This is a genomic window from Mesorhizobium sp. P160927 (assembly GCF_057766385.1).
The window spans coordinates 4,544,378-4,569,119 of sequence record NZ_JBYMDW010000001.1 but is presented as its reverse complement, the minus strand read 5'-3'; the positions used below and the strand labels follow the sequence as shown (position 1 = coordinate 4,569,119).

The 24,742-nt window shown below is 62.1% G+C and carries 25 protein-coding genes and 2 pseudogenes; 13 read left to right on the top strand and 14 right to left on the bottom strand.

The annotated features are described in order from the left end of the window. Positions 1-11 precede the first annotated feature (11 nt). Positions 12-197 carry a hypothetical protein gene (locus AC3CB8_RS22305; protein WP_023769849.1) on the bottom strand — a complete coding sequence of 62 codons (186 nt, stop codon included), beginning with the start codon at positions 195-197 and terminating at the stop codon, positions 12-14. 219 nt (positions 198-416) lie between these two features. Here AC3CB8_RS22305 and AC3CB8_RS22300 point away from each other — a divergent pair, with 219 nt between their 5' ends. Further along, positions 417-1,316, top strand: coding sequence for a LysR substrate-binding domain-containing protein (locus tag AC3CB8_RS22300; protein WP_015317416.1), 900 nt, complete (start codon positions 417-419; stop codon positions 1,314-1,316). A 17-nt stretch (positions 1,317-1,333) separates the two neighbouring features. Here the strand turns inward: AC3CB8_RS22300 and AC3CB8_RS22295 are convergent, their stop codons facing one another. The 9 genes and pseudogenes from AC3CB8_RS22295 to AC3CB8_RS22255 all read right to left on the bottom strand — a co-directional run bounded on the left by AC3CB8_RS22295 (position 1,334) and on the right by AC3CB8_RS22255 (position 9,731). After that, a complete protein-coding gene (locus AC3CB8_RS22295) occupies positions 1,334-2,344 on the bottom strand; it encodes an alpha/beta hydrolase (protein ID WP_352564739.1) in 1,011 nt (336 codons plus the stop codon). Positions 2,345-2,571: 227 nt separating this feature from the next. Further along, positions 2,572-2,757, bottom strand: a complete 186-nt coding sequence (locus AC3CB8_RS22290; protein WP_352564741.1) for a hypothetical protein — start codon at positions 2,755-2,757, stop codon at positions 2,572-2,574. A gap of 178 nt (positions 2,758-2,935) precedes the next feature. Further along, a complete protein-coding gene (locus AC3CB8_RS22285) occupies positions 2,936-5,065 on the bottom strand; it encodes an ASKHA domain-containing protein (RefSeq protein ID WP_352564743.1) in 2,130 nt (709 codons plus the stop codon). Continuing rightward, a complete protein-coding gene (locus AC3CB8_RS22280; RefSeq protein ID WP_023769853.1) occupies positions 5,016-5,990 on the bottom strand; it encodes a methyltetrahydrofolate cobalamin methyltransferase in 975 nt (324 codons plus the stop codon). The genes AC3CB8_RS22285 and AC3CB8_RS22280 overlap by 50 nt, the downstream gene beginning before the upstream one ends. Positions 5,991-6,071: 81 nt before the next feature. Then, the gene (locus tag AC3CB8_RS22275) at positions 6,072-7,163 is read right to left on the bottom strand and encodes a methylenetetrahydrofolate reductase (RefSeq protein ID WP_023783098.1); all 1,092 of its coding nucleotides are present in this window, start codon (positions 7,161-7,163) and stop codon (positions 6,072-6,074) included. Further along, complete coding sequence (locus AC3CB8_RS22270) at positions 7,160-7,774, bottom strand: methylenetetrahydrofolate reductase C-terminal domain-containing protein (protein WP_023769855.1); 615 nt, start codon at positions 7,772-7,774, stop codon at positions 7,160-7,162. The genes AC3CB8_RS22275 and AC3CB8_RS22270 overlap by 4 nt, the downstream gene beginning before the upstream one ends. After that, positions 7,775-8,068, bottom strand: a pseudogene (locus AC3CB8_RS22265) (virulence factor); the annotation flags it as partial. 202 nt (positions 8,069-8,270) lie between these two features. Continuing rightward, positions 8,271-9,053: a formyl transferase gene (locus AC3CB8_RS22260; RefSeq protein ID WP_023791788.1), complete on the bottom strand. Its 783-nt coding sequence runs from the start codon at positions 9,051-9,053 to the stop codon at positions 8,271-8,273. 102 nt (positions 9,054-9,155) lie between these two features. Then, a complete protein-coding gene (locus tag AC3CB8_RS22255; protein ID WP_023769857.1) occupies positions 9,156-9,731 on the bottom strand; it encodes a DUF4893 domain-containing protein in 576 nt (191 codons plus the stop codon). 116 nt (positions 9,732-9,847) lie between these two features. Here AC3CB8_RS22255 and AC3CB8_RS22250 point away from each other — a divergent pair, with 116 nt between their 5' ends. Then, complete coding sequence (locus tag AC3CB8_RS22250) at positions 9,848-10,768, top strand: NAD-dependent epimerase/dehydratase family protein (protein ID WP_352564745.1); 921 nt, start codon at positions 9,848-9,850, stop codon at positions 10,766-10,768. A gap of 5 nt (positions 10,769-10,773) precedes the next feature. Here AC3CB8_RS22250 and AC3CB8_RS22245 read toward each other — a convergent pair whose 3' ends face one another. After that, complete coding sequence (locus AC3CB8_RS22245) at positions 10,774-11,403, bottom strand: DUF1638 domain-containing protein (protein WP_023769859.1); 630 nt, start codon at positions 11,401-11,403, stop codon at positions 10,774-10,776. 55 nt (positions 11,404-11,458) lie between these two features. On the opposite strand from AC3CB8_RS22245, the gene AC3CB8_RS22240 reads away from it, so the two are divergent. Further along, positions 11,459-11,596: an entericidin A/B family lipoprotein gene (locus AC3CB8_RS22240; RefSeq protein ID WP_015317428.1), complete on the top strand. Its 138-nt coding sequence runs from the start codon at positions 11,459-11,461 to the stop codon at positions 11,594-11,596. 80 nt (positions 11,597-11,676) lie between these two features. Here the strand turns inward: AC3CB8_RS22240 and AC3CB8_RS22235 are convergent, their stop codons facing one another. Continuing rightward, positions 11,677-12,375, bottom strand: a complete 699-nt coding sequence (locus AC3CB8_RS22235) for a corrinoid protein (RefSeq protein ID WP_015317429.1) — start codon at positions 12,373-12,375, stop codon at positions 11,677-11,679. A gap of 288 nt (positions 12,376-12,663) precedes the next feature. Between AC3CB8_RS22235 and AC3CB8_RS22230 the strand changes: the two genes are divergently transcribed. From AC3CB8_RS22230 to AC3CB8_RS22190, 9 genes and pseudogenes are all read left to right on the top strand, one after another. Beyond that, positions 12,664-14,238, top strand: a complete 1,575-nt coding sequence (locus AC3CB8_RS22230; protein WP_023791780.1) for a trimethylamine methyltransferase family protein — start codon at positions 12,664-12,666, stop codon at positions 14,236-14,238. A gap of 97 nt (positions 14,239-14,335) precedes the next feature. Continuing rightward, positions 14,336-15,022 carry a hypothetical protein gene (locus AC3CB8_RS22225; RefSeq protein WP_352564746.1) on the top strand — a complete coding sequence of 229 codons (687 nt, stop codon included), beginning with the start codon at positions 14,336-14,338 and terminating at the stop codon, positions 15,020-15,022. 38 nt (positions 15,023-15,060) lie between these two features. Beyond that, positions 15,061-15,234: pseudogene (locus tag AC3CB8_RS22220) on the top strand (cyanate transporter); the annotation flags it as partial. Between the two features lie 134 nt (positions 15,235-15,368). Next, positions 15,369-16,106, top strand: a complete 738-nt coding sequence (locus AC3CB8_RS22215; protein ID WP_352564747.1) for a dienelactone hydrolase family protein — start codon at positions 15,369-15,371, stop codon at positions 16,104-16,106. A gap of 97 nt (positions 16,107-16,203) precedes the next feature. Beyond that, positions 16,204-17,382, top strand: a complete 1,179-nt coding sequence (locus AC3CB8_RS22210; RefSeq protein ID WP_352596380.1) for a BaiN/RdsA family NAD(P)/FAD-dependent oxidoreductase — start codon at positions 16,204-16,206, stop codon at positions 17,380-17,382. A 118-nt stretch (positions 17,383-17,500) separates the two neighbouring features. Then, on the top strand, positions 17,501-18,061 hold the full coding sequence (locus AC3CB8_RS22205) for an RNA polymerase sigma factor (protein WP_352564748.1): 561 nt from the start codon (positions 17,501-17,503) through the stop codon (positions 18,059-18,061). Positions 18,062-18,063: 2 nt separating this feature from the next. Next, entirely contained in the window at positions 18,064-20,235 is a 2,172-nt protein-coding gene (locus AC3CB8_RS22200) for a vWA domain-containing protein (RefSeq protein WP_352726265.1), read from the top strand. A 161-nt stretch (positions 20,236-20,396) separates the two neighbouring features. After that, positions 20,397-21,092 (top strand): glutamine amidotransferase-related protein, encoded by a 696-nt coding sequence (locus tag AC3CB8_RS22195; protein ID WP_023783108.1) that lies wholly within the window; start codon positions 20,397-20,399, stop codon positions 21,090-21,092. Between the two features lie 131 nt (positions 21,093-21,223). Continuing rightward, the gene (locus AC3CB8_RS22190; RefSeq protein WP_352564751.1) at positions 21,224-21,490 is read left to right on the top strand and encodes a hypothetical protein; all 267 of its coding nucleotides are present in this window, start codon (positions 21,224-21,226) and stop codon (positions 21,488-21,490) included. Positions 21,491-21,507: 17 nt separating this feature from the next. Here AC3CB8_RS22190 and bmt read toward each other — a convergent pair whose 3' ends face one another. Continuing rightward, complete coding sequence (gene bmt / locus AC3CB8_RS22185; RefSeq protein WP_084056045.1) at positions 21,508-22,560, bottom strand: betaine--homocysteine S-methyltransferase; 1,053 nt, start codon at positions 22,558-22,560, stop codon at positions 21,508-21,510. 69 nt (positions 22,561-22,629) lie between these two features. Beyond that, positions 22,630-23,487, bottom strand: coding sequence for a helix-turn-helix domain-containing protein (locus tag AC3CB8_RS22180; protein WP_023769870.1), 858 nt, complete (start codon positions 23,485-23,487; stop codon positions 22,630-22,632). 231 nt (positions 23,488-23,718) lie between these two features. Here AC3CB8_RS22180 and AC3CB8_RS22175 point away from each other — a divergent pair, with 231 nt between their 5' ends. Then, entirely contained in the window at positions 23,719-24,729 is a 1,011-nt protein-coding gene (locus AC3CB8_RS22175; protein WP_031240914.1) for a fatty acid desaturase, read from the top strand. Positions 24,730-24,742: the final 13 nt, after the last annotated feature.

Sequence of the window (24,742 nt, the reverse complement as noted above, 5' to 3'; positions counted from 1 at the left end):
GTACACACGATTTACTTTGCTCCAGCCCAGGATCCGACGCCGCTGCGAATGCCGGTCTTGGCGTCGGAAGCTTCCGGCCAGCCGATATCCTTCTGCAGCTCGATCGGCAGCGAACGGATGGCGCGTTCGGTCTGGTAGCGGGCGCGGGCCGCGTTGAATTCGGTCGCGATGCGGCCGAGGGACGATAGGATAGACATTTCGATCTCCTTTGCTGCGGCGCGGCATGCGCCGGCAATGCGTTACGTCAGGTCGGTTTCAGCTTCATTTCACGTCGAATGCAGGTCTGAGCCGGGGTCGTTTCATGGCCGCTTTTGGCAGCATGCTGCTTCGATGGAGTTGACTATGCTCCTGATCTGATGTTCAATCAAACGAAATGGAATGATGTTTTGTATCAGAAAAATTGAAGGTCGATCGTCATGAACGCCCCACTCAATCACCCGCTGCCGCTGCTCGATCTCGATGTTTTGCGCACCTTCGTGGCGATTGCCGAGACCGGCAGCTTCACCACCGCCGCCAATGCGGTGTTCCGGACGCCGTCGGCCGTCTCCATGCAGATCAAGAAGCTGGAGGATATTCTCGGCCGCTCGGTGTTCGCGCGCGACGCGCGTTCGGTGACGCTGACCACGGACGGCGAAATGCTGCTCGGCTATGCCCGGCGGCTTTTGTCGATCAACCGTGAGGTGGTGTCGAAATTCATCATCCCCGATATTGTCGGCGTGGTGCGGCTCGGCTCACCTGACGACTATGGCGAGCGCGTGCTGCCGCATGTGTTGAAGCGTTTCGCGCAGTCGCATCCCTCGATCGCCGTCGACGTCACCATCGACCAGAGCAGCAATCTTCGCCGGCGCATGGATGACCGGGCGCTCGACATCACGCTGTTGACCAATTCGTACAAGACCAGCGCGCTCGGCGCCGAGGTGCTGTTGACCGAGCCGATCGTGTGGGCCGGCGCCAAGGGCGGCTGCGCGCATCTGCGCGAACCGCTGCCGGTTTCGCTTTGGGAAGAAGGCTGCGCCTGGCGGGCCGGCGCGCTCGAGGCATTGGGCCGCGAGGGCCGCAACTATCGCGTCGCTTATATGAGTGCCCATACCGCAGGCCAGCGTGCCGCGATCATGGCCGACCTCGCGGTCGCGCCGCTGCCTAGATCGTTCCTCGGCAACGACATGGTTGAACTCTGTCCTAAGGACGGAATGCCCGATATCGGCACTTACAATCTTGCCATGGTGGTGGCGCCGGACGCCAGCGCGCCGGTCAAGGCCGTCGCCGACCACATCCGCGCGACCTTCGAAGTGTTTAGGGAAACCGGCAAGTTCTGATGTCGTGGAGCCGAGTTTCAGCGCTCGGCGATCTCGTCACGTTCGCCGAGCCGATTGATCGTCTGGCCGAAATGGTTGGTGTGCTGGGATGAAGTTTTGGTCGACGACTTGGCCGTTTCCCTTTCAGCCCGAGTGGAGGCGTCGTCCGTGAGAAACGCGACGATGTGTTGGCGCGCCCGCCGCGCTTCCGGCATGTCGATCAGCGGCCAGACGTGGAACATGCCTTCCTCGTAGACCAACTCCACCTCGACACCGGCGGCGCTGGCTTTTTGTGCAAAAATCAGATTGTCGGGCGTGAGAAGATCGCGGGAGCCCGTCAGGAGCAGTGTCTTCGGCAGCACCGACAGATCGCCATAGACCGGGCTGATGCGCCAGTCTGTCGGATCCATACCGGCACTATAGAGCCGGATTGCCTCGCGCCCGCCGGCGATGCCCAACCATGGATCCTTCCGCTCCGCCTCGAACACTTCGGGGTTTGCGAGCGAGACGTCGAGGCCGGGTGAAATCAGCACATGGCGCGACGGCACCGGCAAACCCTCTTCCGCCGCCATCATGGTCAGCACCACGGCCATGTTGCCGCCCGCGGAATCGCCCATGAAGACGATATCTTGCGCCTCTGTCTCATCGAGCATCTGGCGGTAGACAGCGCCAACCATGCCGAACATGGCGTGGAAATCGTGTTCCGGGGCGATAGGGTAGATCGGCACGGTGATGCCGTAGCCCAGCCGGTCGGCCATGTCGGCGATCAGATACCAGTGATAGGGCGTGATCTCAAAGACATAAGCGCCGCCATGCAGGTAGAGTATCCGCTTGTGCTCTCCGGCCCTGGGGGCGATTTCGTAGACCGGAAAACCGCCCACGCTGCGCGTCTGGATTTCGAAACGCTGATGCAGCGCGGCCGGCGGATGGTGATCCTCCGTCTTGCGCGCGGCGACGATCCAGCGCTGCAGGTTTTCCGGGCTGGAAAAGGCTTGCTTGCGGCTGTGCCTGAGCACGAAGGACACAACGTGGCTTTTCAAACTTGGCATGCGGATACACGAACTTCGGCTGCAGCCGACTAAGAGAACTCCCCTTGTAACGAGATCGTGCCTTGGCCGAGAATGTCAAGATTTACGCTGTGCCCACACGCTGGTGTGATCCGCGCGTCGTTCCCGACGCGGCAAAAGTGCCGCGGGCAATCGGTTGCTGGTGGCCATCGGGGATGTGTGGGATCCCCGGTGGACGCCGAGCAATTTGTATTTGTCTGCGAACGTCGTCACCGCGTGGAGCCTAGCAGCAGCGAGGCGAGTGTGGCCTGCGGATCGTTCGGCGGCGATGCCGGCCAGCCGATGTCCTTCTGGACATGGGCCGGCAAGCTGTTCAGCGCTCGGATTGATTTCTTCCTGGCGTGGGCTTGCCTGATAGTCACACCCAAGCGGCCGAAATTTTCGAACATCGACATTTTCATCTCCCCTGAAGAACGGCGATGGCCAAAGGACTGTCCTTGGCCGCCGTTCGATGTGCGGGTAAATGCGCTGTGCATGTATCTGCTGGATTTCGCGAAAACAGCATTTCGGTTTCCGGATCGGACGATCCGGAAACATTTGCATACGAATAAATCAAGGGAGTGGCCGGCGCGTCTATTCGCGGCCGCGCCGAGCAGCATGGCCTTCGCGGGAGCGTCGGCGCGGTGCTGCATCTCCGGCGATGCCATCCTCGCTCACCGTCTTGCGCGGCGGCAGCTTCACCGCCGCCGACAGTTTCGGGAACGGATCGACCTTGTTGGGCAGCGCCATGGCGTAGACGAAGTGCTCCTGGAATTTCGGCTCGAGCGCCGTCTCGATCTTTTCGATCTGGCTCACCGTCTCCTCGATTTCGCGGCGATAGCCGCGATTGAGCAGCGCCATGCGAGCACCCGCGCCGGCGGCGTTGCCCACGGCCGAGACCTTGTCGAGGTCGCAATCGGGGATGAGACCTAACACCATGGCGTATTTCGGGTCGATGAAGGAGCCGAAGGCACCGGCGAAGTGGATACGGTCGACATGCTCGGTGTTCTGTTTTTCCATCAACAGCTTGGTGCCGGCATAGAGCGCCGCCTTGGCCAACTGAATGGCACGCACGTCGGTCTGGGTGATAGTGATCTTGGGTTCGCCTTCCTTCAGCACGTAGGAGAAGGTGCGGCCGTTGGGGACGACGCGCGGCGAGCGCGCGGCAAGCGATCCGTCGACGACGCCATCCTCGGAGATGATGCCGGTGAGATACATTTCGGCGACGATCTCGATGATGCCGGAGCCGCAAATGCCGGTGACGCCGGTAGCCTGCACGCTGTCGAGGAAGTTGGGCTCATCGGACCACAGTTCCGAGCCGATGACACGGTATTTCGGCTCCAGCGTGTCTGGATCGATGCGCACGCGCTCGATGGCGCCGGGCGCGGCCCGCTGGCCACCGGAGATTTCGGCGCCTTCGAAGGCCGGACCGGTCGGCGAGGAGGCAGCGACGACCCGTGTACGGTTTCCGAGTACGATCTCGGCATTGGTGCCGACGTCCACGATCAGCATCATCTCGTCCTGGCGGTGCGGACCTTCGGACAGGGTCACGGCCGCCGCGTCGGCGCCAACATGGCCGGCGATGCAAGGCAACATATAGAGCCGTGCGCCCTGGTTGAGCTTCAGCCCGATGTCGGATGCCTTGATGCGAACGGCGCCCGAGACGGCAAGCGCGAAGGGCGCGCCGCCGAGTTCGGTCGGATCGATGCCGAGGAACAGGTGATGCATGATCGGATTGCCGACGAAGACGGAATCCAGGATGTCGTTGCGCTGGACATTGCCTTCCGCGCAAACCTTGTCGACGAGGCCGGAGATTGCCTCGCGGACAGCAACCGTCATGCCTTCGCGGCCATCCGGGTTCATCATCACATAGGAGACGCGGCTCATCAGATCCTCGCCGAAGCGGATCTGCGGGTTCGACGTTCCGGACGAGGCGGCGACGCGGCCCGACAGCAGCGACACCAGATGCATGGCGATGGTGGTCGAGCCGATATCGCAAGCCAGGCCATAGGCCTCGTTCTTGAGGCCCGGCCACAGCGCGATGACGCGCGCTGTCTCGGTGTCCGTATCCTTGTAGATGGCGGCGGTCGCCGTCCAGTTGCCCTTGCGCAAAATACCTTGCACCTGCGGCAGCAGATAAAAATCGAAGTCCAGGCTTTTGAGGTTCCAGTCCTTCATCAGGGCGATCTTCAGGCGGTCGAGATCGCCAAGCGGCTTGTGCATGTCTGGTTCTTCGATCTCGACGTAGCACATGCGGATCGCGGAATCGCGGGCGATGACCCTGGTGTCGGCATCCTTGCGGATGGTCTGGGCGTTGATGACCGTGTCCTGCGGCACGTCGATGACGAGATCGCCGAGGATCTGGGCGGAGCAGGACAGGCGGCGCCGTTCGGGCAGGCCGCGTACGCGTTCATAGCGCTCTTCCTTAGGGCCCTTGGGCGAAATATGATCGTTGGAGGAGGTGATCTTGTGCTTGGCGAAATTGCCTTCCTGCACCTCGATCTGGCAGCGCCCGCAAGTGGCGCGTCCGCCGCACACGCTCTCGACATAGACGCCGAGCTGGCGCGCGGCGTCGAGCACGGGCGTGCCGACAGGGAACCGCCCGCGCTTGCCTGACGGCATGAACAGCACGAGCGGATCGATTATGTTTGCAGGCGAGTTCACGATTGCGCGCTTATCCCCGACCCATCCGGGCTTCACGGCCACCGCGTCGGCGGCCGCCATTGCCGCCGCCTTCGCCCGGCGCATTGACCGCTGTCGGCGCCGCCACCGCGTGGCCGCCTTCGGCCGGCTTGTAGTCCTTGTAGGTCTTGATCCATTTGGTGCAGTTCTCGTCGGTGCCGTTCAGCACGTTGGCGCCGCGCACGGCTTCCATTTCCTGCGGCCGCACCGGGTTCATGATCGCCGAGGTCATGCCGGCGCCGATCACCATCGGGATGAAGGCGGCGTTGATGCCGTGGCGGTGCGGCAGGCCGAAGGAGATGTTGGACAGGCCGCAGGTGGTGTTGACCTTGAGCTCTTCGCGGAGCCGACGCAGCAGAGCGAACACCTGGCGGCCGGCATCGCCCAGCGCGCCGATAGGCATCACCAGCGGATCGACGACGACGTCATGCGCCGGGATGCCGAAATCGGCGCAGCGCTGCACGATCTTCTTGGCGACGGCAAAGCGCACGTCCGGATCCATCGAAATGCCGGTCTCGTCGTTGGAGATGGCGACGACCGGCACATTGTATTTCTTGATCAGCGGCAGGATGGCCTCGAGCTTTTCCTCCTCGCCGGTTACGGAATTGACCAACGGCCGGCCCTTGGCGACTTTCAGCGCGGCCTCGATCGCGGCGGTGACGGAACTGTCGATCGACAGCGGCAGATCGACCAGGCCCTGGACGATCTCCAGCGTCTGCACCAGAAGGCCAGGTTCGGTTTCGTTCGGGTTGACCGAGGTGACGCCGGCATTGACGTCGAGCATGGTGGCGCCGCAGGCGGCCTGCTCCAGCGCGTCCTTGATGACAGTCTCGAAATTGCCGACCACCATCTCGGCGGCGAGCTTCTTGCGGCCGGTCGGGTTGATGCGTTCGCCAATCACGCAGAAAGGCTGGTCGAAGCCGATGATGATTTCTCGTGTCGCCGAGGCGACGATGGTCCGGGTCATGAAATCTCTCCGTCGTGATATAAAGAGTTCTTTATATCGTTATCTCTTGTCGATCAAGCGAATGGTCGCTCTCCGCGCAAGTCAATGCGCGGTCTTCACCATGTCCACCTGGGTTTCGGTAATGTCGTCGTGCAGGATGTGGTCCAGCCGGTCGGCGACCATCTGGTCGTCGCGGCGGATCTCGCGCTTCCACGGCTGGCGGCCCTTCAGCACGCCCGATTCATCGACGATCTCGGCGACATATTCCTCCTGGCGATAGGCCATCACATGGATGCCGGAGACACCGGGAATTTCCTTCACCTCGTTGATGATGTCGGTGCAGAGCTGCTTGCCTTCCTTCTTCTGGTCCTGGGCGCCTTCCAGCCGCTTGATGATAGCGTCGGGGATATGGATGCCCGGCACGTTGGAGCGGATCCATTTTGCCGTCTTGGCGGAAGCGAGAGGGCCGACGCCACACAGGATGAACACTTTCTCGGTGTGGCCGAGATCACGTGCCTTCTGCATGAAGGTCTTGAACATCGGCACGTCGAAGCAATACTGCGTTTGCACGAACTGCGCGCCGGCGGCGATCTTCTTGCCGAGATGGATCGGGCGAAAGTCGAAGGGCGGCGCGAACGGATTGACGGCAGCGCCCAGGAACAGCTGCGGCGGCGTCGTCAGCTTGCGGCCGGACAGAAACTTGCCGTTGTCTCGCATGATGCGGCAGGTCTCCAACAGCGACATGGAATCGAGGTCGAACACCGGCTTGGCGCCCGGCTGGTCGCCGGCCTGCACGCCGTCGCCGGTCAGGCACAGCATGTTGGCGACGCCCATCGCGGCGCCGCCCAGCACGTCGCCCTGGATGGCGATGCGGTTCTTGTCGCGGCAGGCGATCTGCATGATTGGTGCGTAGCCCATGCGGGTCAGAAGCGCACAGATGCCGACCGACGACATATGGCAATTGGCGCCGGACGCATCGACGGCGTTGATGGCGTCGACCCAGCCGTCGAAGATCTTTGCACGGTTGTAGACATCCTCCGGATCGGCGCTGTCGGGCGGGTTCAGTTCGGTCGTCACCGCGAACTCGCCGCGCCTGAGCACGCGCTCCAGGCGGCCGCGCGAGGTGTGGCCGGGCAGGGGATCGAGCGGCAAATGGATGCCGGCCGGATTTTCGTCGAGCTGGCGGCCGGTCACGAGGAGGCTCCGGTCTTCGCCGCAGCGGCGGCTTCACGGGCTGCCGCGGCCTGCGCGGTTACCCGCAGCCAGGCAGAGGTTTCGCGCAACGACTGATCGACCGGCTTCTGCACTGTGAGGATCCTGTCGGAGTTGACCATGTTCCGCGAACCTTCCCAGGCCTTGACCCAGACGCAGGGCATGTCGGGTTCGACCTCGCAATTGCCGTTGGCGCGCACGCCGCCGCAAGGGCCGTTGCGCAACTGCTTGGGGCAGTTCATCGGGCAAGACATGCCGGTCGAGGAGAGGATGCACTGACCGCACATGCGGCAGTCGAACATGAAGCCTTTTACGCGCTTTTCGACGAACTTGATTGGAGCCTCGACACGGCCATAGCCGATACCCTTCCACAAGGGATGCAGCAGCAAGAACGTGTCGGCGAAGCGGGCGTAGAACCATTCGAGCAAGCGCGAATGCCTGATCGACCACAGCCGTATCGCGAAGGAGCGCTGTACGCGCCGCTGCGGCGAGACATCGGCCGGCTTGTAGTCGGACTTCGGCGCCGCCTTCTTGACCTGAGTGGCCTGCGTAATGGCCACCCCTTCCTTGCTCACGGGAGTGGTTTCAGACATTTCTTTGCCGCCGGCCTTGACCAGAGCGACCAGCCGCTCGCGGTCATATTTCGCGTCGATCTCGTTGAAGGCCTTTTCGACCTCGGCTTCGAGATCGTCACCGACCGGAACTGGATCAGCCTTGCGCCACTCGGCCAGATAGTCGTCCGTGCCGCCGGCGCCGGTGCGCATGGCGCACATGTCGATCGCCTCGGTGAAGCGCAACGGCAGTTCGCGCTTGGCGTTCTGCCGGCCTTTCTTGACGATGACCTGGGCAGGAATGTCGCGCCAGTAGACGACGATAAGATCGGCCATGAATTCTCGCTCCTCGATCCCCGAGCATTGCCGCAAGCGCAGTTGACCCGCTTGTTATGGGACGACGCGCGCGCATTCAAAAGCGACGCATTTGGATGTCGTAAAATGAAAGGTGCGTTTATTCGTTTGCGACCCATGCCGCGACGGGGTCACTGCAGCGATAAAGGCGGCGGAGTTTGCACCGTTCCGGACACCGGATGCGTTACCAAATGCCGGTTCTCAGCCCTGTCCAGACGTAGAACCAGATCGTCGGGTGGTACCACTGCTTTGATGGCAGCCCTGGATCGAACGTTGCAAGTTTACCGGCCAACGCGTCGCTGACCGCCTCGACGCAGATGTCGCGCGAAAACGCCGCCTGGCGCAGCGCATAGCTTGAAATGGTGTCACCTTGTTTCGGCTTGCCGCGCACCTGCTTCAGCACGCCACCAGTGTCGACACCCGCATCGACCAGATGGACGGTGGTGCCGAAATTCTGCGGATCGCCTGACGTCAACGCCCAATAGCCGCCATTCATGCCGCGATATTTCGGGGTGATGCCGGCATGATAGTTGAGCACCGGACACGGCATTTTGGCCAGCATCTCCCTGGAAATCAGCCGACAGCCGTTCAGCAGCACGACGCCGGGCTTGATCGTCTGGATTGCCTGCAGACATTCCGGCCCGTTGGCGGATGCCACATGGACGATGACCTGGCCTTGCCGCGGTTCCGTTTCAAGCTTCTCCTCGGCAATCAAACGGGCGGCGTGTTTGACGTTAAGCCGTTTGCCGAGCCTGCTCAGCACCATCGTGCCGAGCTGGCCGATGGCAGAGATCCAGCCCTGGCGTCGGGCGCGGCCGCGCAGCAATTGCTTTTTCGATTCAGGGATTTCGAGAACGACGCTGACAGGGCCGACGCGGTCGGCGAGGTCGTTGATCATGGCCCAGACGTGCGCGCCGCCACCGGTGACGACGACAATAGGTCGCGGATTTGGTTGCGACGCTGCCATTGATCTTTCCGTGCTCCAAGGACCGGCTGAGTTGGCCGGACCTTAGGGCGGGCAGGTTAATCCTTGGTATGCCGAAGCCTTACCAACGCATGAAGACCCCAGTCAGCGCTTTAACTCCACGATGTCGAGCTTCGATTCATAATAGGGCGCGGGGAACTCGATACGCCATTCCTTGGCACTGTTTCGGAAGGCGTAGCCGACCTGGTCGGTTTGCGGGCCGCTGCCATAGGGCTTTGCCCGATCGTCGTTGACGGAGCCGGAGCCAAGATAGATCGAGCGCTTGTCGCCGTCGTCGAAGAAGCGGCCCTGGGTGCGCTGAGAACCGCTGATCTTTTCCAGTCGCCAACCGGAGCCATCATCGGTGACCCTGCATTTGAACCAGCCATAGACAACGAGCGGGCTCAGTCCGCCGACCTTGATCGTGCGGCACCGCCACTTGCCGGTGAGATCCTTGTCGGAGAAGGCGACCAGCGGCTTGGCCAACAGCGTGTCGAGTTGCTTGAGCTCGGCGGGGTTGGCCGCCTTTGCTTCGGCGAGCGCCGCCTTGCGGGTGTCGCCATATTTGTCGAGCCGCGCCTTATCGGCAGGCGTGATCAGTTTTTGCACTTGACCGTCGGCAAGGGCGGGCAAACTGCAGCAGAGGAGACCAAGGGCGGCGATCAATGGGCGAAGGATCATCAAAGGATTCCCTGTTTGTCTGGAACGGCGCTGCTGCCGCCTGGCGCATAACTTACCGGGTCGCTGGCGCCTGTCATCGTGCTTAACAGCGTCTCGGTCAAAACTTATGGTGACGCATGCGAATCTTGCTTACGGGATCGTCGGGTTGGCTGGGCAGCGCGTTGGCGCCGCTCCTGCGTGGACTTGGACACGACGTCACCGGCCTCGATCCCGTTCCTTCGGCCGAAACGCGGATCGTCGGTTCGATCGCCGACCGTGACCTCGTCATGCGCGCCGTCGGAGAAAACCGGACAGAGGCCATTATTCACAGCGGCGCGCTGCACAAGCCCAACATAGACAGCCATGCCAACAGCGATTTCATCGCGGCCAACGTGCAAGGCACGCTAAACCTGCTCGACGCGGCGGTGGCTGCCAATGTGCAACGGTTCGTCTTCACGTCAACGACCTCACTGATGATTTCGCAGGCGATGCGCGACGGCCTCAAGGGCGGTGCGCGCAAGGCGGCGTGGCTGACGGAAGCGATGTCGCCCGAGCCGCGCAATATCTACGGTGTCACCAAGCTATCGGCCGAGCATCTCTGCCGTCTCTACCATCTCCAGCACGGGCTGCCGGTGGTGGTGCTGCGCACGGCACGTTTCTTCCCCGAGGCCGACGACATGGCGCATGCCATCGAGCAATCGGACGCCAACACCAAAGCAAACGAACTGCTGTTTCGGCGGCTGACGGTGGAGGACGCGGCGCAGGCGCATGTCGTGGCCTTGGAGAAGGCACCGGAGCTCGGCTTCGACATCTTCATAGTCTGTGCGCCGACGCCGTTCCAACCCGAAGATTGCGAGGCGTTGATCAGGGATGCGCCGTCCGTGGTGGCGCGGTACTTTCCTGAATTTCCCGCTCTCTACGCGAGGAAGGGCTGGACGATGTTTTCCTCGATCGACCGGATCTATGACGCGTCGCGGGCGAGGGACAGGCTGGGTTTTGCCTGCAGGACGCGCTTTGCCGACGTGATGGCGGCGCTGGCAGCCGAAGACCCGGCCTGAAGCCGTCAGGCGTTCGCGGCCGCCCGCGCCAGGCCTGGCGTCAGGTCACCAAAACCGGTGGAGCGGCGCTCGTAGGCGAGGCCGAGCAGGGCGGCGGCCTTTTCCGCGACCTTGTCGAGCTCCGGATCATCGGTCTGCGCCAGATAGATCAGCTTCTCGTAGTTGCCGAAATAGTCCTTGATCAGCTCCGGATGCTTGTCCAGCCCGAGCGGCTTCATGAAAAAGGCATCGAACTGGCGGCACAGGAAGTCCGTCATGTAGAAGGACATCATGTCGTCGTCGGCGACCTTCGCATAGGCTTCCATGCCTTGATAGAAGGCGAAGCAATGCGGGCCGGCCATGCGTTCGACGCCATGCTTCTCCAACACGCGGTCAAGCAGCCCGCCAGTGCCGCAATCGGCATAGCCGACGAAGATGTGTTCATAGCCTTCCGCCCTGGCCTTTTCGATCGCCTTGTCCATGGCCGGCGCGATGCGGTCGGGATGGAAATGAAACTCCGCCGGCAAACATGTCAATTCGAGGTGATCCAGCCCGAGCTGTTCCTTGACGGCCAACACCTCGCGCGCAATCATCCCGCAGGCGATGACGAGCAGCCTGTCTGTCTGATTCGGTTTTGTTTTTTTCGTCTTGACCAAGTCGAGCCGGCTTTTCGCTGCGGGGCTAATTTATCTTTCGAGGGAGACACCGTCCATGAAACTACTACGCATAGCGCCGATGGCTATCCTTGCCTGCGCTCTTGCACTTACGGCCTGCGCCAACACCGTTCGGGGTGTCGGCAAGGATGTCAAGTCGACGGCCAGGGCGGTCAAAGACACCGTCGCCAATTGATCGGCGGCCGTCTCTCATCTGGGGACAAAAAAGCCGCGCTGCAAGGCGCGGCTTTTCTTTCGTCGCCCTGATGCCTTGGATCAGGCCGAAGCACGCACGTTGTGCTTGCGCTTCATGAAATCCTTGGCGGTCTCGACCGCCACCGCCGCGTCGCGGCAATAAGCGTCGGCGCCGACGGCCTTGCCGAATTCCTCGTTGAGCGGCGCGCCGCCGACCAGCACGACGTAGTCGTCGCGAATGCCCTTTTCCTTCATCGTGTCGATAACGACCTTCATGTAGGGCATGGTGGTGGTGAGCAGCGCCGACATGCCGATGATGTCGGGCTGGTGCTTTTCGATCGCGTCGAGATACTTCTCGACCGCGTTGTTGATGCCGAGATCGATGACGTCGAAGCCCGCACCCTCCATCATCATGCCGACGAGGTTCTTGCCGATGTCGTGGATGTCGCCCTTGACGGTGCCGATCACCATCTTGCCCTGTTTCGGCGCGCCGGTGGCGGCGAGCAGCGGACGCAGGATGAACATGCCGGCCTTCATGGCGTTGGCGGACAACAGCACTTCCGGCACGAACAGGATGCCGTCGCGAAAATCCTCGCCGACGATACGCATGCCTTCGACCAGCGCCTCGGTAAGCACCTTGTAGGGCGCCCAGCCGCGCTCGAGGAGGATGTTGGTGCCTTCCTCGATCTCTTCCTTCAGCCCGTCATAGAGATCGTCGTGCATCTGCTGCACCAGCTCGTCGTCGGAAAGCTCGGAAAGGATGATCTCGTCGTCGGACATTTTTATCCAGCTCCTCACGGCATCGCGACTGTGTCGCAAGGCACAAAATATTGGTGTTCATACCTAACCCGCAACGGGCGGGTATCCATAGCTGATTTGCGACTTCCCGCAAAAGGAAAGCGACTGGAAAATCTATCGGTTTTCTTGTCGATTTTGCGACAGGCGTTGGCGCGGACGGGCCGTTTCGAATAGGGTGCATGGCTACGATCCGGGCAAAGCCGCGTCATGCGGCTGCAACGGTTACGGACCAGCCATAGTCAGGCAGGCCATATTCAGGGAAGAGCGATCATGAGCGAACACGCGGCAGTCGACCAGGAAGCGTCAAACGCGCGCCGTGGGCGCGGCGCCAGCGGCGGAGCAGCGGCCAGGCGTGCGGCGCGCTCCGGCGGCGGCCCCGGCACCCAGCTCACCTACATCAAGCGCAAGATCAACGTCTACGAGGTGCTGAACGAAGAAGGCCTGGCGCTCATCGAGAAGAACACCGACACGGTGCTGGAAGAGATCGGCATTATTTTTCGCGATGACGCGGAAGCGCTGCAGCTCTGGAAAGAGGCCGGCGCCGACGTCAAGGGCGAGCGCGTGCATTTTCCCAAGGGACTCTGCCGTTCGCTCTTGAAGACCGCCCCCCCCATCTACACCCAGCATGCCCGCAATTCAGAACGCTCGGTGCAGATCGGTGGCAATGCGACGGTATTCGCACCGGTCTATGGTCCGCCCTTCGTGCGCGATCTCGACGGCGTCAGGCGCTACGCGACGATCGAGGATTTCCAGAATTTCGTGAAGCTTGCCTACATGGCGCCGTCGATCCACCATTCGGGCGGCACGGTATGCGAGCCGGTCGACGTGCCGGTCAACAAGCGCCATCTCGACATGGTCTACGCGCACATCAAATATTCCGACAAGCCGTTCATGGGTTCGGTGACCGCACCGGAGCGCGCCGAGGACACGGTGGCGATGGCCAAGCTCGTCTTCGGCGACGACTTCGTCGAGAACAACACGGTGCTGACGAGCCTGATCAACGCCAACTCGCCGATGGTGTTCGACGAAACCATGCTCGGCGCCTTGAAAGTCTATTCGCGGCATAACCAGGCCTGCATCGTCACGCCGTTCATCCTGGCCGGCGCGATGAGCCCGGTGACGGTCGCCGGCACGCTGACGCAGGTCCTGGCCGAAGTGCTGGCCGGCGCCTCGTTCACGCAGCTGATCCGTCCGGGCGCGCCGGTGCTGTTCGGCACCTTCGCCTCGTCGATCTCGATGCAGTCGGGCGCGCCGACCTTCGGCACGCCGGAGCCGTCGCTGGTCTCCTATGGCGCGGCACAACTCGCCCGCCGGCTCGGCTTGCCGTTCCGTACCGGAGGCTCGCTCTGTGCTTCGAAAGTTCCGGACGCACAGGCAGCCTATGAGAGCGCCAACACGCTGAACTCGACCATTCTCGCCGGCACCAATTTCGTCCTGCATTCGGCAGGCTGGCTCGAAGGTGGACTGGCCTCCTGCTACGAAAAATTCATGATGGATATCGACCAGCTCGGTATGACCCAGAAATTCTCCGAGGGCGTCGACCTGTCGGAAAACGGCCAGGCGATGGACGCCATCCGCCAGGTCGGCCCGGGTAGCCACTATCTCGGCTGCGACCATACGCAGGCCAATTTCCAGACCGCATTCTACCGCTCGTCGATCGCCGACAACAACTCCTACGAGCAGTGGCTGGCCGAGGGCCAGAAGACCGCACCGCAGCGCGCCAACGATCTGGCGCGGCGCTGGCTGGAGGTCTACGAAGCGCCGCACCTTGATGAAGGCATCGACGAAGCCTTGAAGGATTTCATCGCCAAGAAGAAGGGGTCGATGCCCGACGCCTTCACCTGAAAGGAGCCCGAGTCAGGCGGGGCTAAAGTCGCCAACATCATTCACAAGGAAGTCTGGCGGAGCGCCTTCTCCGATCCGGACAAGAAGGGATGATTGCATGCGCGGCATGATCGACGAGATCACGGCCGCGCTTGGCGCCAACGGCCTCATCCTGCGTGGCGGTCTTCTTTTTCGCGATGACGAGGGTGTTCCTGATGGCGCCTCGGGTCGGCCGGCAAAGTCTGTCCTGCTGGTAGGGCAGGCGGGTGCCGCGCCTTGGCCGCATTTCCTGCGCTGGCGGCAGCAACAGCCACAGGCGATCGCCGATCCGCTCGACACCTGGTCACGGCAGGTCATCGGCGAGGTAGCGCAAGAGTTTGGTGCCCGCTTCGTTTCGCCCTCGGACAAGCCTTACCTGCCGTTCCAGCAATGGGCTGTTCGGGCGGAGGGGCTGAAGCCGTCCCCGCTCGGCATCCTCATGCATCCGCAATACGGGCTTTGGCATGCTTATCGCGGCGCGTTGCTGTTCGAGGAGGAGATAACGCTTCCGGAATTTCGGGAGACGATCCATCTTTGCGACACATGCGTCGACAAACCTTGTCTGAAATCCTGTCCGGTCGACGCTTATTCGACGGATGGTTTCGCCTACCAGGCCTGCCTTGCGCATGTGCGGGGGGCGAATGGCGAGCCGTGCCGCAGTGGCGGTTGCCTCGATCGCAACGCCTGCCCCTATGGCTGCTCCTATGGCTATCCGCCGGAGGTTCAGGCGTTTCACATGGCTAGTTTTGCACGGGCCGCCACCTGATTTTTGCCCCCGCCAAGCAGGCTACGCCGATGGGCGCCTTGACCGCGACCGGTCCGCTTCTGGTCCGACTGATCCGTGGCTGGACCGGCAGTTTTTCGGTATCGGCCTTTCTGTTCGTCGCGCTCGGTCTTGGCGCTGCCATCATGGGGTGCGGCGCCGGCCGTGCGCAGCATGTCGGAGCCAGGACCATACGCCTCGAGGGCCAAAGCTGATCGAAACTTTCCGCAGGCAGCCTGCAAGCGCATCACGCGATTCCGCACGAAATGTTGACTATCGGGCTCAGGGAACGCCTTGCCGTGGCGGCTTGCGCGGATATGTATCGCGCATCTGGCAAACGGAGCAGGCAATGACGAAGCAGGACCTTCACATCAAGACCCGTGACGGCGTGGCGAAGGCGGGCCTGTTCCGCTCGGTCAAGGTCTCTTCAGCCAAGGCCGGTGTCATTCTCTACCAGGATGCCTTCGGTCCTCGCCCGGCGCTTGACCAGATGGCGGAACGGCTGGCGGTCGAGGGCTATGCGGTGCTGGTGCCCGATCTATTCTATCGCAATGCTCCCTATGGGCCGTTCGCCGCCAAGACCGCCTTTGTCGAAGAAAAGACAAAGGCGCCGCTGATGGCGCTGGTCACCGGTACGACGCAGGAAATGACCATCAGCGACAGCGCCGCCTTTGTCGACGCGCTCGCCGGCGAAGGCGTCACGGGACCGATCGGCACTGTGGGCTATTGCATGGGCGGGGCACGGGCGCTCAACGCGGCCGCGACCTACCCCGACAGGGTCAAGGCCGCCGCCAGTTTTCATGGCGGCAACCTAGCCAGCGATGCCGCCGACAGCCCGCACCGCAAGGCGGCTTCCATCAAGGCGCGCGTCTATGTCGGCATGGCGGGCGTCGACCGGAGTTTTCCACCGGAGCAGTCGACCAAGCTGGCCGAGGCGCTGAGGGCGGCGGAAGTCGACCATCTGCTGGAGAACTATGTCGGCATGGCGCATGGCTGGTGCGTGCCCGACCACAGCGTCTACGACGAAGCTGGAGCCGAGCGTCACTGGAAGCGGCTGACGGCGCTGTTCGCCGAGACACTGACCTGAGTCTCGCGTCTGTTCTCGCCTGTTGGCTGCCCAATCCGTTCGCGGTATCAGGGCGTCTCGCTGAATGAGCGGGAGCCGCGCGGGAACGATCAACATTATGCAATCCTATGATGTCGTGATCATCGGCGCCGGCGCCGCCGGAATGATGTGCGCCGTGGAAGCGGCCAAGCGCGGCCGTTCGGTGCTGATCCTCGATCATGCGGCGGCACCTGGCGAAAAGATCCGCATCTCCGGCGGCGGCCGATGCAATTTCACCAACATCCATGCGAGCCCGAAGAATTTCATCTCGAGGAATCCGCATTTCTGCATCTCGGCGCTCAGCCGCTATACGCAGCGCGATTTCATTGCGCTGGTCGAACGCCACGGTATTGCCTATCACGAGAAGACATTGGGGCAGCTGTTTTCTGACGGCTCCGCGCGCCAGATCATCGATATGCTAGTCTCGGAAATGCGGGGCAGGGGCGCCGAGCTGGTATTGTCGACCCGCGTCGAGACTATCGGCAAAACCGCGGAAGGGTTTGAACTCACCCTCTCCACGGGCTCGGTTTCCTCCCAGTCCCTCGTCGTGGCCTGTGGCGGCAAGTCGATCCCCAAGATGGGCGCGACGGGCTTCGGCTACGAGCTTGCCGAGCGGTTTGGCCTTGCCGTCGTCGAAACACGGCCTGCACTGGTGCCGTTGACCTTTGACGCAAAAACGCTTGAGCGGCTTTCGCCCCTGGCCGGAAACGCGGTCGACGCCGAGATTGCCTGCGGCAAGACGCGGTTTTCCGAAGCGATGCTGTTCACGCATCGCGGCGTCAGTGGGCCATCCATCCTGCAGATATCCTCCTATTGGCGCGAGGGCGATGAGATCCGCATCGCCATGCTGCCGGGCACTGATGTGGCTGAGCTCGTCCGCGCCGCCAGGCGTGGCAATGGCCGGCAAGCGGTGCAGACCGTGCTGGCGAATCATCTGCCGAAACGGCTGGCTCAGGCGATAGCCGAGCGAACCGGGCTAGACGGCAACCTCGCCGACCTTTCCGAGGCCCAGATCAAAACAGTCGAGGTCGCGGTCAACGACTGGCGCATCAAGCCAGCCGGTTCGGAGGGCTACCGGACGGCCGAAGTGACGCTCGGCGGGGTAGACACCAACAGCCTCGACCAGAAGACGATGCAGGCGAAGTTGATGCCGGGCCTGTTCTTCATCGGCGAGGTCGTCGACGTCACCGGCTGGCTCGGCGGCTATAATTTCCAATGGGCGTGGTCGTCGGGCTGGGCGGCGGGCCAGGCGTGTTGACGTTCAGGCGAGGCCGGCCTGCCTGACTCGACACGCCCCAGACACAAACGTCCAATTCGAGAAAAATCTTTCCATCACCCCAAGGATTAGCCATTAGCCTTCGTCCAACAGGCAAATGATGGCGATGATGCTGGATGAGAGCGAAGCCTCCGACGCCGAACTGATTGGGCGGGCGAAGGGCGGAGACAGGGGGGCCTTCGGCAAATTGCTGGAGCGTCACTACGACTTCGTCTATCGCGCCGCCTATCGCTGGTGCGGCAGGAAGGCCGATGCCGAAGACATCGCCCAGGAAGTCTGTGTCAGGCTGGGCAAGGCAATCCGCGATTATCGCGGCGGCGGCGCGTTCACGACATGGCTCTACACCATGACGATGAACGCGGCGCGCGACACGATGCGCAAGACCCAGCGCGAGACGGTCAAGACCGAGGCCTATGGCGTCCATGCGCTGATTTCGGGCGACGGCCCGGCCGAGGGTGAAGACCCGACCGAGGCGTTGTGGGCGGCGGTGCGGCAATTGCCGGACAAGCAGCGCGATGCGGTAATGCTTGTCCATGGCGAAGGCTTGAGCCACGCGGCCGCCGCCGAGGCGATGGCGATCTCGGAGACGACGGTTTCCTGGCACATCCATGAAGCGAAGAAACGGCTGAAGACGTTGATGCGTTCAGCCGGGGAAGTGTGACCATGGTCGACGACAACGAACTCAGAAAGCTGAGCAATGCAGCGGTACCGGCGCCGGGCGAGAGCGCGAAGGCACGCGCCTTCGAAGCCGCCCTGCGCGCCTACGATCAGGAAAATATTTCCCCTGTCACCCAAGGATCGGCTGGCGGCCTTCGTCTCACGGAGCGAGCACAAAAGCTCTGGAGCGAGATCATGCAAAAGAAACTCATTGCCACGCCGGCCCTTGCCGGCCTCGTCGCCCTGCCGATCGCCGGGTACGCCACCTTCCATATGCTGAGGGAACAGCCGTCGCCGGTCGGCGGCGACGAGAAGATCACCGAGACACTGGCCGACAAGCCGGCGACGCTGAAGACAACCACCGCCGAGCCGAAACAGGCTGCGGCGGCGCTGGAGAAGGACAAAAAGGCAGACGTGGACGTGGAAAGCCGCGATGCCAGCGGCGACGCGCTTGCGCCACCAGCTTCTCCGCCACAGTCGCAGACGACTGCCGTCGGGGGCTTGGCACCGCAGGATGGACGTACGCAAAACGTGACGCCGAATGCTGACGCCCCGGCAACAGTTAACGAATCTCAGTCGGCCACCTTGCGGGCTTACAAGCCAGCACCGGCCCCCAAAGGTGAATTCGCACTGGATGGCACGACAAGCGCACCGTCGCGAGTTGCTCGCATGCCGGCTGCCGAGCCCAAGCTTATGTCCCCGCAGCAGCCGGCGGCCATCCCGGCCGACCAGGTGGCGCCGCAGGAGGAAAACCGCGACCGCGTCCAGGATTTCAAGACCAATCCGGTGCACGCCGCATTGGAGGACCCGGTCTCGACCTTCTCGATCGATGTCGACACCGCGTCCTATTCCTTCGTGCGCGGCTCGCTGAAGCAGGGGTACCTGCCGCAAGCCGACACGGTTCGCGTCGAGGAGATGATCAATTACTTCCCCTATGACTGGAAGGGGCCGGACTCGGTATCAACGCCGTTCAACTCGACCGTCAGCGTCATGCCGACCCCGTGGAACGCGCACACCAAGCTGATGCACGTCGCCATCAAGGGTTTCGACGTCAAGCCGACCGAGCAGCCGGAGGCCAATCTGGTCTTCCTGATCGACGTGTCGGGCTCGATGGACGAACCGGACAAGCTGCCGCTGCTCAAGTCGGCGTTCCGGCTGCTGGTCAGCAAGCTGAAGGCCGACGACACCATCTCGATCGTCACCTATGCGGGCGATGCCGGCACCGTGCTGATGCCGACAAAGGTTGCCGAGAAGGACAAGATCCTCAATGCCATCGACAATCTGCGGCCCGGTGGCTCGACGGCAGGCGAGGCCGGCATCAAGGAAGCCTACAAGCTTGCCCAGCAGTCCTTCATCAAGGACGGCGTCAACCGGGTGATGCTTGCCACTGACGGCGACTTCAATGTCGGCCAGACCGATGACGACGACCTGAAGCGGCTGATCGAGAGCGAACGCAAGACCGGCGTGTTCCTGTCGGTGTTCGGCTTCGGCCGCGGCAATCTGAACGATGAAATGATGCAGACCATTGCCCAGAACGGCAACGGCACCGCCGCCTATATCGACACGCTGGCCGAGGCAGAGAAGGTGCTGGTCGAGGACGCGTCCTCGACGCTGTTCACCATCGCCAAGGACGTGAAGATCCAGGTCGAGTTCAACCCGGACAAGGTCTCCGAATATCGTCTTATCGGCTACGAGACCCGGGCGCTTAACCGCGAGGATTTCAACAATGACCGCGTCGATGCCGGCGATATCGGCTCGGGGCATTCGGTCACCGCGATCTACGAGATCACGCCCAAAGGCGGTGGTGGTGAGCAAATCGATCCGCTACGCTACGGCCAGGCGACGGTCAACAATGGCGGCGTTGCCAATGCGGACGAATATGCCTTCGTCAAGATCCGCTACAAGCTGCCCAACGAGGATGTCTCGAAGCTGATCACCACGCCGGTGACCTCGGCCAACGAGGTCGCGTCCTTCGACCGGGCGAGTACCGACCAGCGTTTCTCCGTCGCCGTCGCGGCCTTCGGCCAGAAGCTGCGCGACGAGGATGCGACCGGGAAGTTCGGCTACGACAAGATCATGGAGATTGCCACCGCCGCCCGAGGAGCCGACCCGTTTGGGTACAGGTCCGAGTTCCTTTCGCTTGTGCGCCTTGCCTCGGCGCTGGGCGGCAACCGGTAGTGGCGATGACGGCCGGTTTCTTTCAGATGACGGGATCGTTCTGATCACCGGCCGACGGGCGGGTGAGGCAGGCCGGCTAGGGATCTTTGCCCTTGCCGGCCTTTTTTTCGTTGCGCCATGCTTGTCCGCCACCCATTCTGGCGAGCGGGAGGCAGAGAGCAATGAAGAGACGTATTATCCTGGTGCGGCACAGCGACGAACCTGCCGACGACCGTGTGTTCGCCTACCTCCAGCAAAGCGGCTACGAGCCCGTCTTGCGTCGAGCCTATGCCGGAGAGGTGCTGGACGTTGATGAGGATGTCGCGGGCGGCGTGGTCTACGGCGGAATGTACAATGTCTACGACACGTCACTGCATCCATTCTTGCTGAACGAGTACCGATTTATCGACTTCTGCATGAGCTCCGATATCCCCTTGCTCGGCATCTGCCAGGGCGCGCAGCAGATCGCCTGGCATCGCGGTGCTCATGTCGGTCCGCCGGTTAGCGGCGTGCACGAATTTGGCTGCTATCCACTCTACCCGACAGAGGGAGCGGAGGATTTTCTGTCCGAGCCGATCCATGTCACGCAATCACACTGGCACGGCTTTGAATTGCCTGAAGGCGCTCGGCACCTTGCTTCGAGCGCCTCGTTTCCCAACCAGGCTTTTTGCATTGGTGATAAGATCTACGGACTGCAGTTCCATCCGGAAGTCACGCCTACAGGATTTCGACGTGTGCAGGACCGCCCGACCGCGAACTATGACAAGCCGGGCGCGCAGACGCGTGAAGAACAGGATCGTCTTATAAGCCTGCATGATGCAGCGCAGGCCTCCTGGTTTAACGGGTTCCTGCGTAAACTTTTTCCGCCTTTGATCTAGTTGGTCGACGACGATACTGCCGCAAGTTGGAGCGATCCGCACGGGATCGTTAAATTGCTCGGCATTTCCGGTACCGGATCGCAATTTCCTCTCGCTACACCGGTCATGTCTAAGGCTTGAGGGAGCCGGAATTGAAAATCACAACCATCGCCAACCCGACTCCGCCGGCACGTGATGCTTCGGCGGGTTTATCACCGTCAGCCGAATCCAGACGCATCAGCGACGATGTCGCGCAGGCGCGCCACACCGCCATGTCGGCGCTGACCAATGACCGCTTCCGCGCCATGCTGGAGCAGATTTCCGATCCGAGCGCATCCGGCGCGCTGGCAACAATGCGCGGCGACAACGTGGTTGATTTCAAGTCGGCCCTGTCAAGCTACGCCGACAACAGCGAATAACCGCAAAGGAAATCGCGTCAGGCGCGGCTGCGCCGCCGCTCGCGGCGTGCTTCGCTGGTCTCGGCGGTGTTTGCCGTCGCCACCTTGTTGCGCATCGGGCCTATGCGCTCGACGATTTTTTCGACCGTCGGGCGATCCGCCCTGGTGTGGGCGTCGAGCGCCTTGCGCATCGCGGCCAGATGCTGGAACGAGGTGCCGCAGCAGCCACCGATGATCTTGGCTCCGCCATCCACGGCGAGCCTGACATAGTCGGCCATCAGTTCCGGCGTACCGGAATAGTGGATCTCGGTGCCACGGAATTCGGGAATGCCGCAATTGCCCTTGACGATGACAGTCGCCTCCGGCTTGGCCTCGGTCATGTCGAGCAGCGAGGCCAGGATGTCGGAAGCGCCGACGCCGCAATTGGCGCCAACCCCGAGCGGTGCTTGCGACAGGCCGTCGGCGACGCCGTGGATGTCTTTCGGCAGCAGGCCCATCATGGTGCGACCGGCGGTGTCGAACGAGCCGGTATAGGTGTAGGGCAGGCCGACGCGTATGGCGGCTTCGGCAGCCGCGCGGATCTCGCCGGGCGCCGACATCGTCTCGATCCAGGCGACTTCGGCGCCACCCTCCTTGAGACCCTCGATCTGCTCGGCAAAGGCGTCAACCGCCTCGTCATAGGTCATGGCGCCAAGCGGCACCAGCAATTCCCCTGTCGGACCGACCGAGCCGGCGACGATCACCTTGCGGCCGGCCTTGTCGGCGACGGCGCGGGCGATCTCGGCTGCGCGCTTGTTCAGCGCATGCACGCGGTCCTGCGCATGGTGCAGTTTCAGCCGGTGGCGGGTGCCGCCGAACGAGTTGGTCAGGATGATGTCGGCGCCTGCGTCGACGAAATTCTGGTGCAGGCTGGTGATGGTGTCGGGCGCGGTTTCGTTCAGCAGTTCCGGCGCCTCACCGGCCTCCAGACCCATGGCGAACAAATTGGTGCCCGTGGCGCCATCGGCCAGCAGCACGCCCTTTTCAGCCAGCAACGCATCGATCGGATTGCTCGTCATCGGATTGGCTTTCGTGTCTTGGAATTCGAACATGTATGGAAATTCGAATAAGGATATAAAGAAGTCTTTATGTCTAGTCAATGAAAATGCGGCGCTGAGTGCTCAGGCAGAGCCTGATGCGAACGACATACCGGCGAGGTTGCGTGCAAAGGCTGCCGCTTCGTGCGGATTAATGTCGGCGGCGCGGATCAGATTGTCGAAATGTCGGGTCAAGGCCTGGACCGGCTGAGTGGCGTTCAGCACCACATACATGTCGCCGACATAGATCGCCGCGCGATAGGGGCCGAAAATGGTCAGCGGTATGGAATAGCGCATGCGGCCGTCATATAGGAACAGGCGGAAGGTCGGATAGAGGTCGTCGAGCAGCGTTGCCATATGGGCAAGCTGCTGCTGGCGGTCGGCCGCCGGGAAACGGTCCCACACGCCGAGACCGCGGGCGAAGATCTCCAGCGTGTGGCGCGGCATGCAGACTTCCATGTCGGTTTCCGGCCGCCGGTTGTACTCGATGCGGTATTGCGTTTCGCTGGCCTGCGCCAATCGGCTCCTGTTGGTGATGTTGGCCTCATAGTCGACGAGCGCGTGGGTGCGCAGGAGATCGGGAATGCCGGCAGGCACATAGCGGATCTTGGTGCCCGCCGCTTCCGCGAACCATTTGGCGAGCAGCGTGCGGTCGAAACCGTCGGGCGCTTCCTCGATCTCAAGGCTCTCGCGGATTTCGCCGGTCACGCCTTCATCCTGGCTGAGGCCAAGCAGCCAGTCTAGCGACACTTTGAATTCGGCGGCGATGTTCAGAAGCGTTTCGGCACGTGGCAGGCGGGTCGAGGCACCCGACATCAGTTGCGACAACGCCGACCTGTCGATGCCGACTGCTGACGCGAAAGCCGACTGGTTGAGGTCGGATCGTGTCAGGAGGAGCTTCAGACGCTCCCGGAAGATCGTCGACAGATCGCGCTTGTCCATGGCCTCGCCCTTATCCTCCGTAGGAAAAATTTGCGCCGGAGTTAAGCTAATTAGGTGCCCGAGGCGTAAATGAATCCCTAAGATTGTTTACAATGTGCAACATATGCGGTCAAGAATGCGCAATCGCAACATTTTGTGCACTTTGTCGCGTTGAGTGGAATCATCTCTCCTGACACAATGCTGTCAGGAACCAGTTGGGGTTCCGGCGACTGAGGGACAGTGGTCGATAGCATGGCTGGCAAGAGCATCCGTCGAAGCAGCAGACCGGCCATCGAATGGCCGACGGTGGTTCTCGCTCTCTTCTGCTACGGGACATGGTTCGCCGCCGGCTTCTTCCTCTGGCCATCGTATCCCACAGCAGCGCTGATCGTCATGGCCGTCACGCTGGCATTGCAATCCTCTATCATGCATGAGGTGCTGCATGGGCACCCGACCCGCAACGGCCTCGTCAATGAAGCTTTCGTCTTCTTGCCGATCGGCCTCGCCTGGCCGTTTCGCCGTTTCAAGACTATTCACCTGCGCCACCATGCGGACGAGCGGCTGACCGATCCTCTCGACGATCCCGAGAGCTATTACCAGGCGCTCTGGATGCACGAAGAAATGCCGCCGCTGATGAAATTCGTGCTGAAGGTCAACAACACCATGGCAGGTCGCCTCGTCCTGGGGCCATGGCTGTCCTGCATCGGCTTCTTCATCGATGACGCCAAGCATGTGATTGCCGGAGACAAGGCGATCCGCAAGGCCTGGCTGCTGCATGCGATCGGCCTTGCCGTGGTGCTGCCGGTCGTGCAGTTCGGCTTTGGCATGCCGGTTTGGCTCTATGTGTTGGTGCCGGTCTGGCTCGGCCAGTCGCTGATCTCGATTCGCACCTATGCCGAGCACCAATGGTCGGAGCATCCGGAAGGCCGCACGGTGATTGTGGAGCGCTCGCCGCTGTCATTCCTGTTCCTCAACAACAATCTGCACTTCGTCCATCACAAGAGCCCGACCATCGCCTGGTACCGGCTGCCGAAGCTGTTTCGTGACCGGCGGGAGGAATGGCTGCGGATGAACAATGGCTATGCCTATCCGAACTATTTCGCGCTGCTCAGATCCTATGCCTTCAAGGCCAAGGAGCCGATCGTGCATCCGGTTCTGCGGCGCGCGCCCGAGCCGGGCAGGGCGTTCAAGCCGCGCGTCAGGGCGCGCAGCATCAGTGGGCTTGGCAGCGCGCCGGTTCCCGCCGAACCGCCCAAGGAATAGTATCCGCGTGTAG

What these genes read in the sequence shown, in the direction of transcription:
- AC3CB8_RS22285 (WP_352564743.1), bottom strand. Translation starts at nt 5,065, where the DNA reads ATGGCGGCCGCCGACGCGGTGGCCGTGAAGCCCGGATGGGTCGGGGAT.
- AC3CB8_RS22295 (WP_352564739.1), bottom strand. Translation starts at nt 2,344, where the DNA reads ATGCCAAGTTTGAAAAGCCACGTTGTGTCCTTCGTGCTCAGGCACAGC.
- AC3CB8_RS22215 (WP_352564747.1), top strand. Translation starts at nt 15,369, where the DNA reads ATGACGAAGCAGGACCTTCACATCAAGACCCGTGACGGCGTGGCGAAG.
- AC3CB8_RS22250 (WP_352564745.1), top strand. Translation starts at nt 9,848, where the DNA reads ATGCGAATCTTGCTTACGGGATCGTCGGGTTGGCTGGGCAGCGCGTTG.
- AC3CB8_RS22235 (WP_015317429.1), bottom strand. Translation starts at nt 12,375, where the DNA reads ATGTCCGACGACGAGATCATCCTTTCCGAGCTTTCCGACGACGAGCTG.
- AC3CB8_RS22300 (WP_015317416.1), top strand. Translation starts at nt 417, where the DNA reads ATGAACGCCCCACTCAATCACCCGCTGCCGCTGCTCGATCTCGATGTT.
- AC3CB8_RS22305 (WP_023769849.1), bottom strand. Translation starts at nt 197, where the DNA reads ATGTCTATCCTATCGTCCCTCGGCCGCATCGCGACCGAATTCAACGCG.
- bmt (WP_084056045.1), bottom strand. Translation starts at nt 22,560, where the DNA reads ATGTTCGAATTCCAAGACACGAAAGCCAATCCGATGACGAGCAATCCG.
- AC3CB8_RS22280 (WP_023769853.1), bottom strand. Translation starts at nt 5,990, where the DNA reads ATGACCCGGACCATCGTCGCCTCGGCGACACGAGAAATCATCATCGGC.
- AC3CB8_RS22200 (WP_352726265.1), top strand. Translation starts at nt 18,064, where the DNA reads ATGGTCGACGACAACGAACTCAGAAAGCTGAGCAATGCAGCGGTACCG.
- AC3CB8_RS22180 (WP_023769870.1), bottom strand. Translation starts at nt 23,487, where the DNA reads ATGGACAAGCGCGATCTGTCGACGATCTTCCGGGAGCGTCTGAAGCTC.
- AC3CB8_RS22255 (WP_023769857.1), bottom strand. Translation starts at nt 9,731, where the DNA reads ATGATCCTTCGCCCATTGATCGCCGCCCTTGGTCTCCTCTGCTGCAGT.
- AC3CB8_RS22230 (WP_023791780.1), top strand. Translation starts at nt 12,664, where the DNA reads ATGAGCGAACACGCGGCAGTCGACCAGGAAGCGTCAAACGCGCGCCGT.
- AC3CB8_RS22195 (WP_023783108.1), top strand. Translation starts at nt 20,397, where the DNA reads ATGAAGAGACGTATTATCCTGGTGCGGCACAGCGACGAACCTGCCGAC.
- AC3CB8_RS22205 (WP_352564748.1), top strand. Translation starts at nt 17,501, where the DNA reads ATGGCGATGATGCTGGATGAGAGCGAAGCCTCCGACGCCGAACTGATT.
- AC3CB8_RS22175 (WP_031240914.1), top strand. Translation starts at nt 23,719, where the DNA reads ATGGCTGGCAAGAGCATCCGTCGAAGCAGCAGACCGGCCATCGAATGG.
- AC3CB8_RS22240 (WP_015317428.1), top strand. Translation starts at nt 11,459, where the DNA reads ATGAAACTACTACGCATAGCGCCGATGGCTATCCTTGCCTGCGCTCTT.
- AC3CB8_RS22210 (WP_352596380.1), top strand. Translation starts at nt 16,204, where the DNA reads ATGCAATCCTATGATGTCGTGATCATCGGCGCCGGCGCCGCCGGAATG.
- AC3CB8_RS22290 (WP_352564741.1), bottom strand. Translation starts at nt 2,757, where the DNA reads ATGTCGATGTTCGAAAATTTCGGCCGCTTGGGTGTGACTATCAGGCAA.
- AC3CB8_RS22225 (WP_352564746.1), top strand. Translation starts at nt 14,336, where the DNA reads ATGCGCGGCATGATCGACGAGATCACGGCCGCGCTTGGCGCCAACGGC.
- AC3CB8_RS22270 (WP_023769855.1), bottom strand. Translation starts at nt 7,774, where the DNA reads ATGTCTGAAACCACTCCCGTGAGCAAGGAAGGGGTGGCCATTACGCAG.
- AC3CB8_RS22260 (WP_023791788.1), bottom strand. Translation starts at nt 9,053, where the DNA reads ATGGCAGCGTCGCAACCAAATCCGCGACCTATTGTCGTCGTCACCGGT.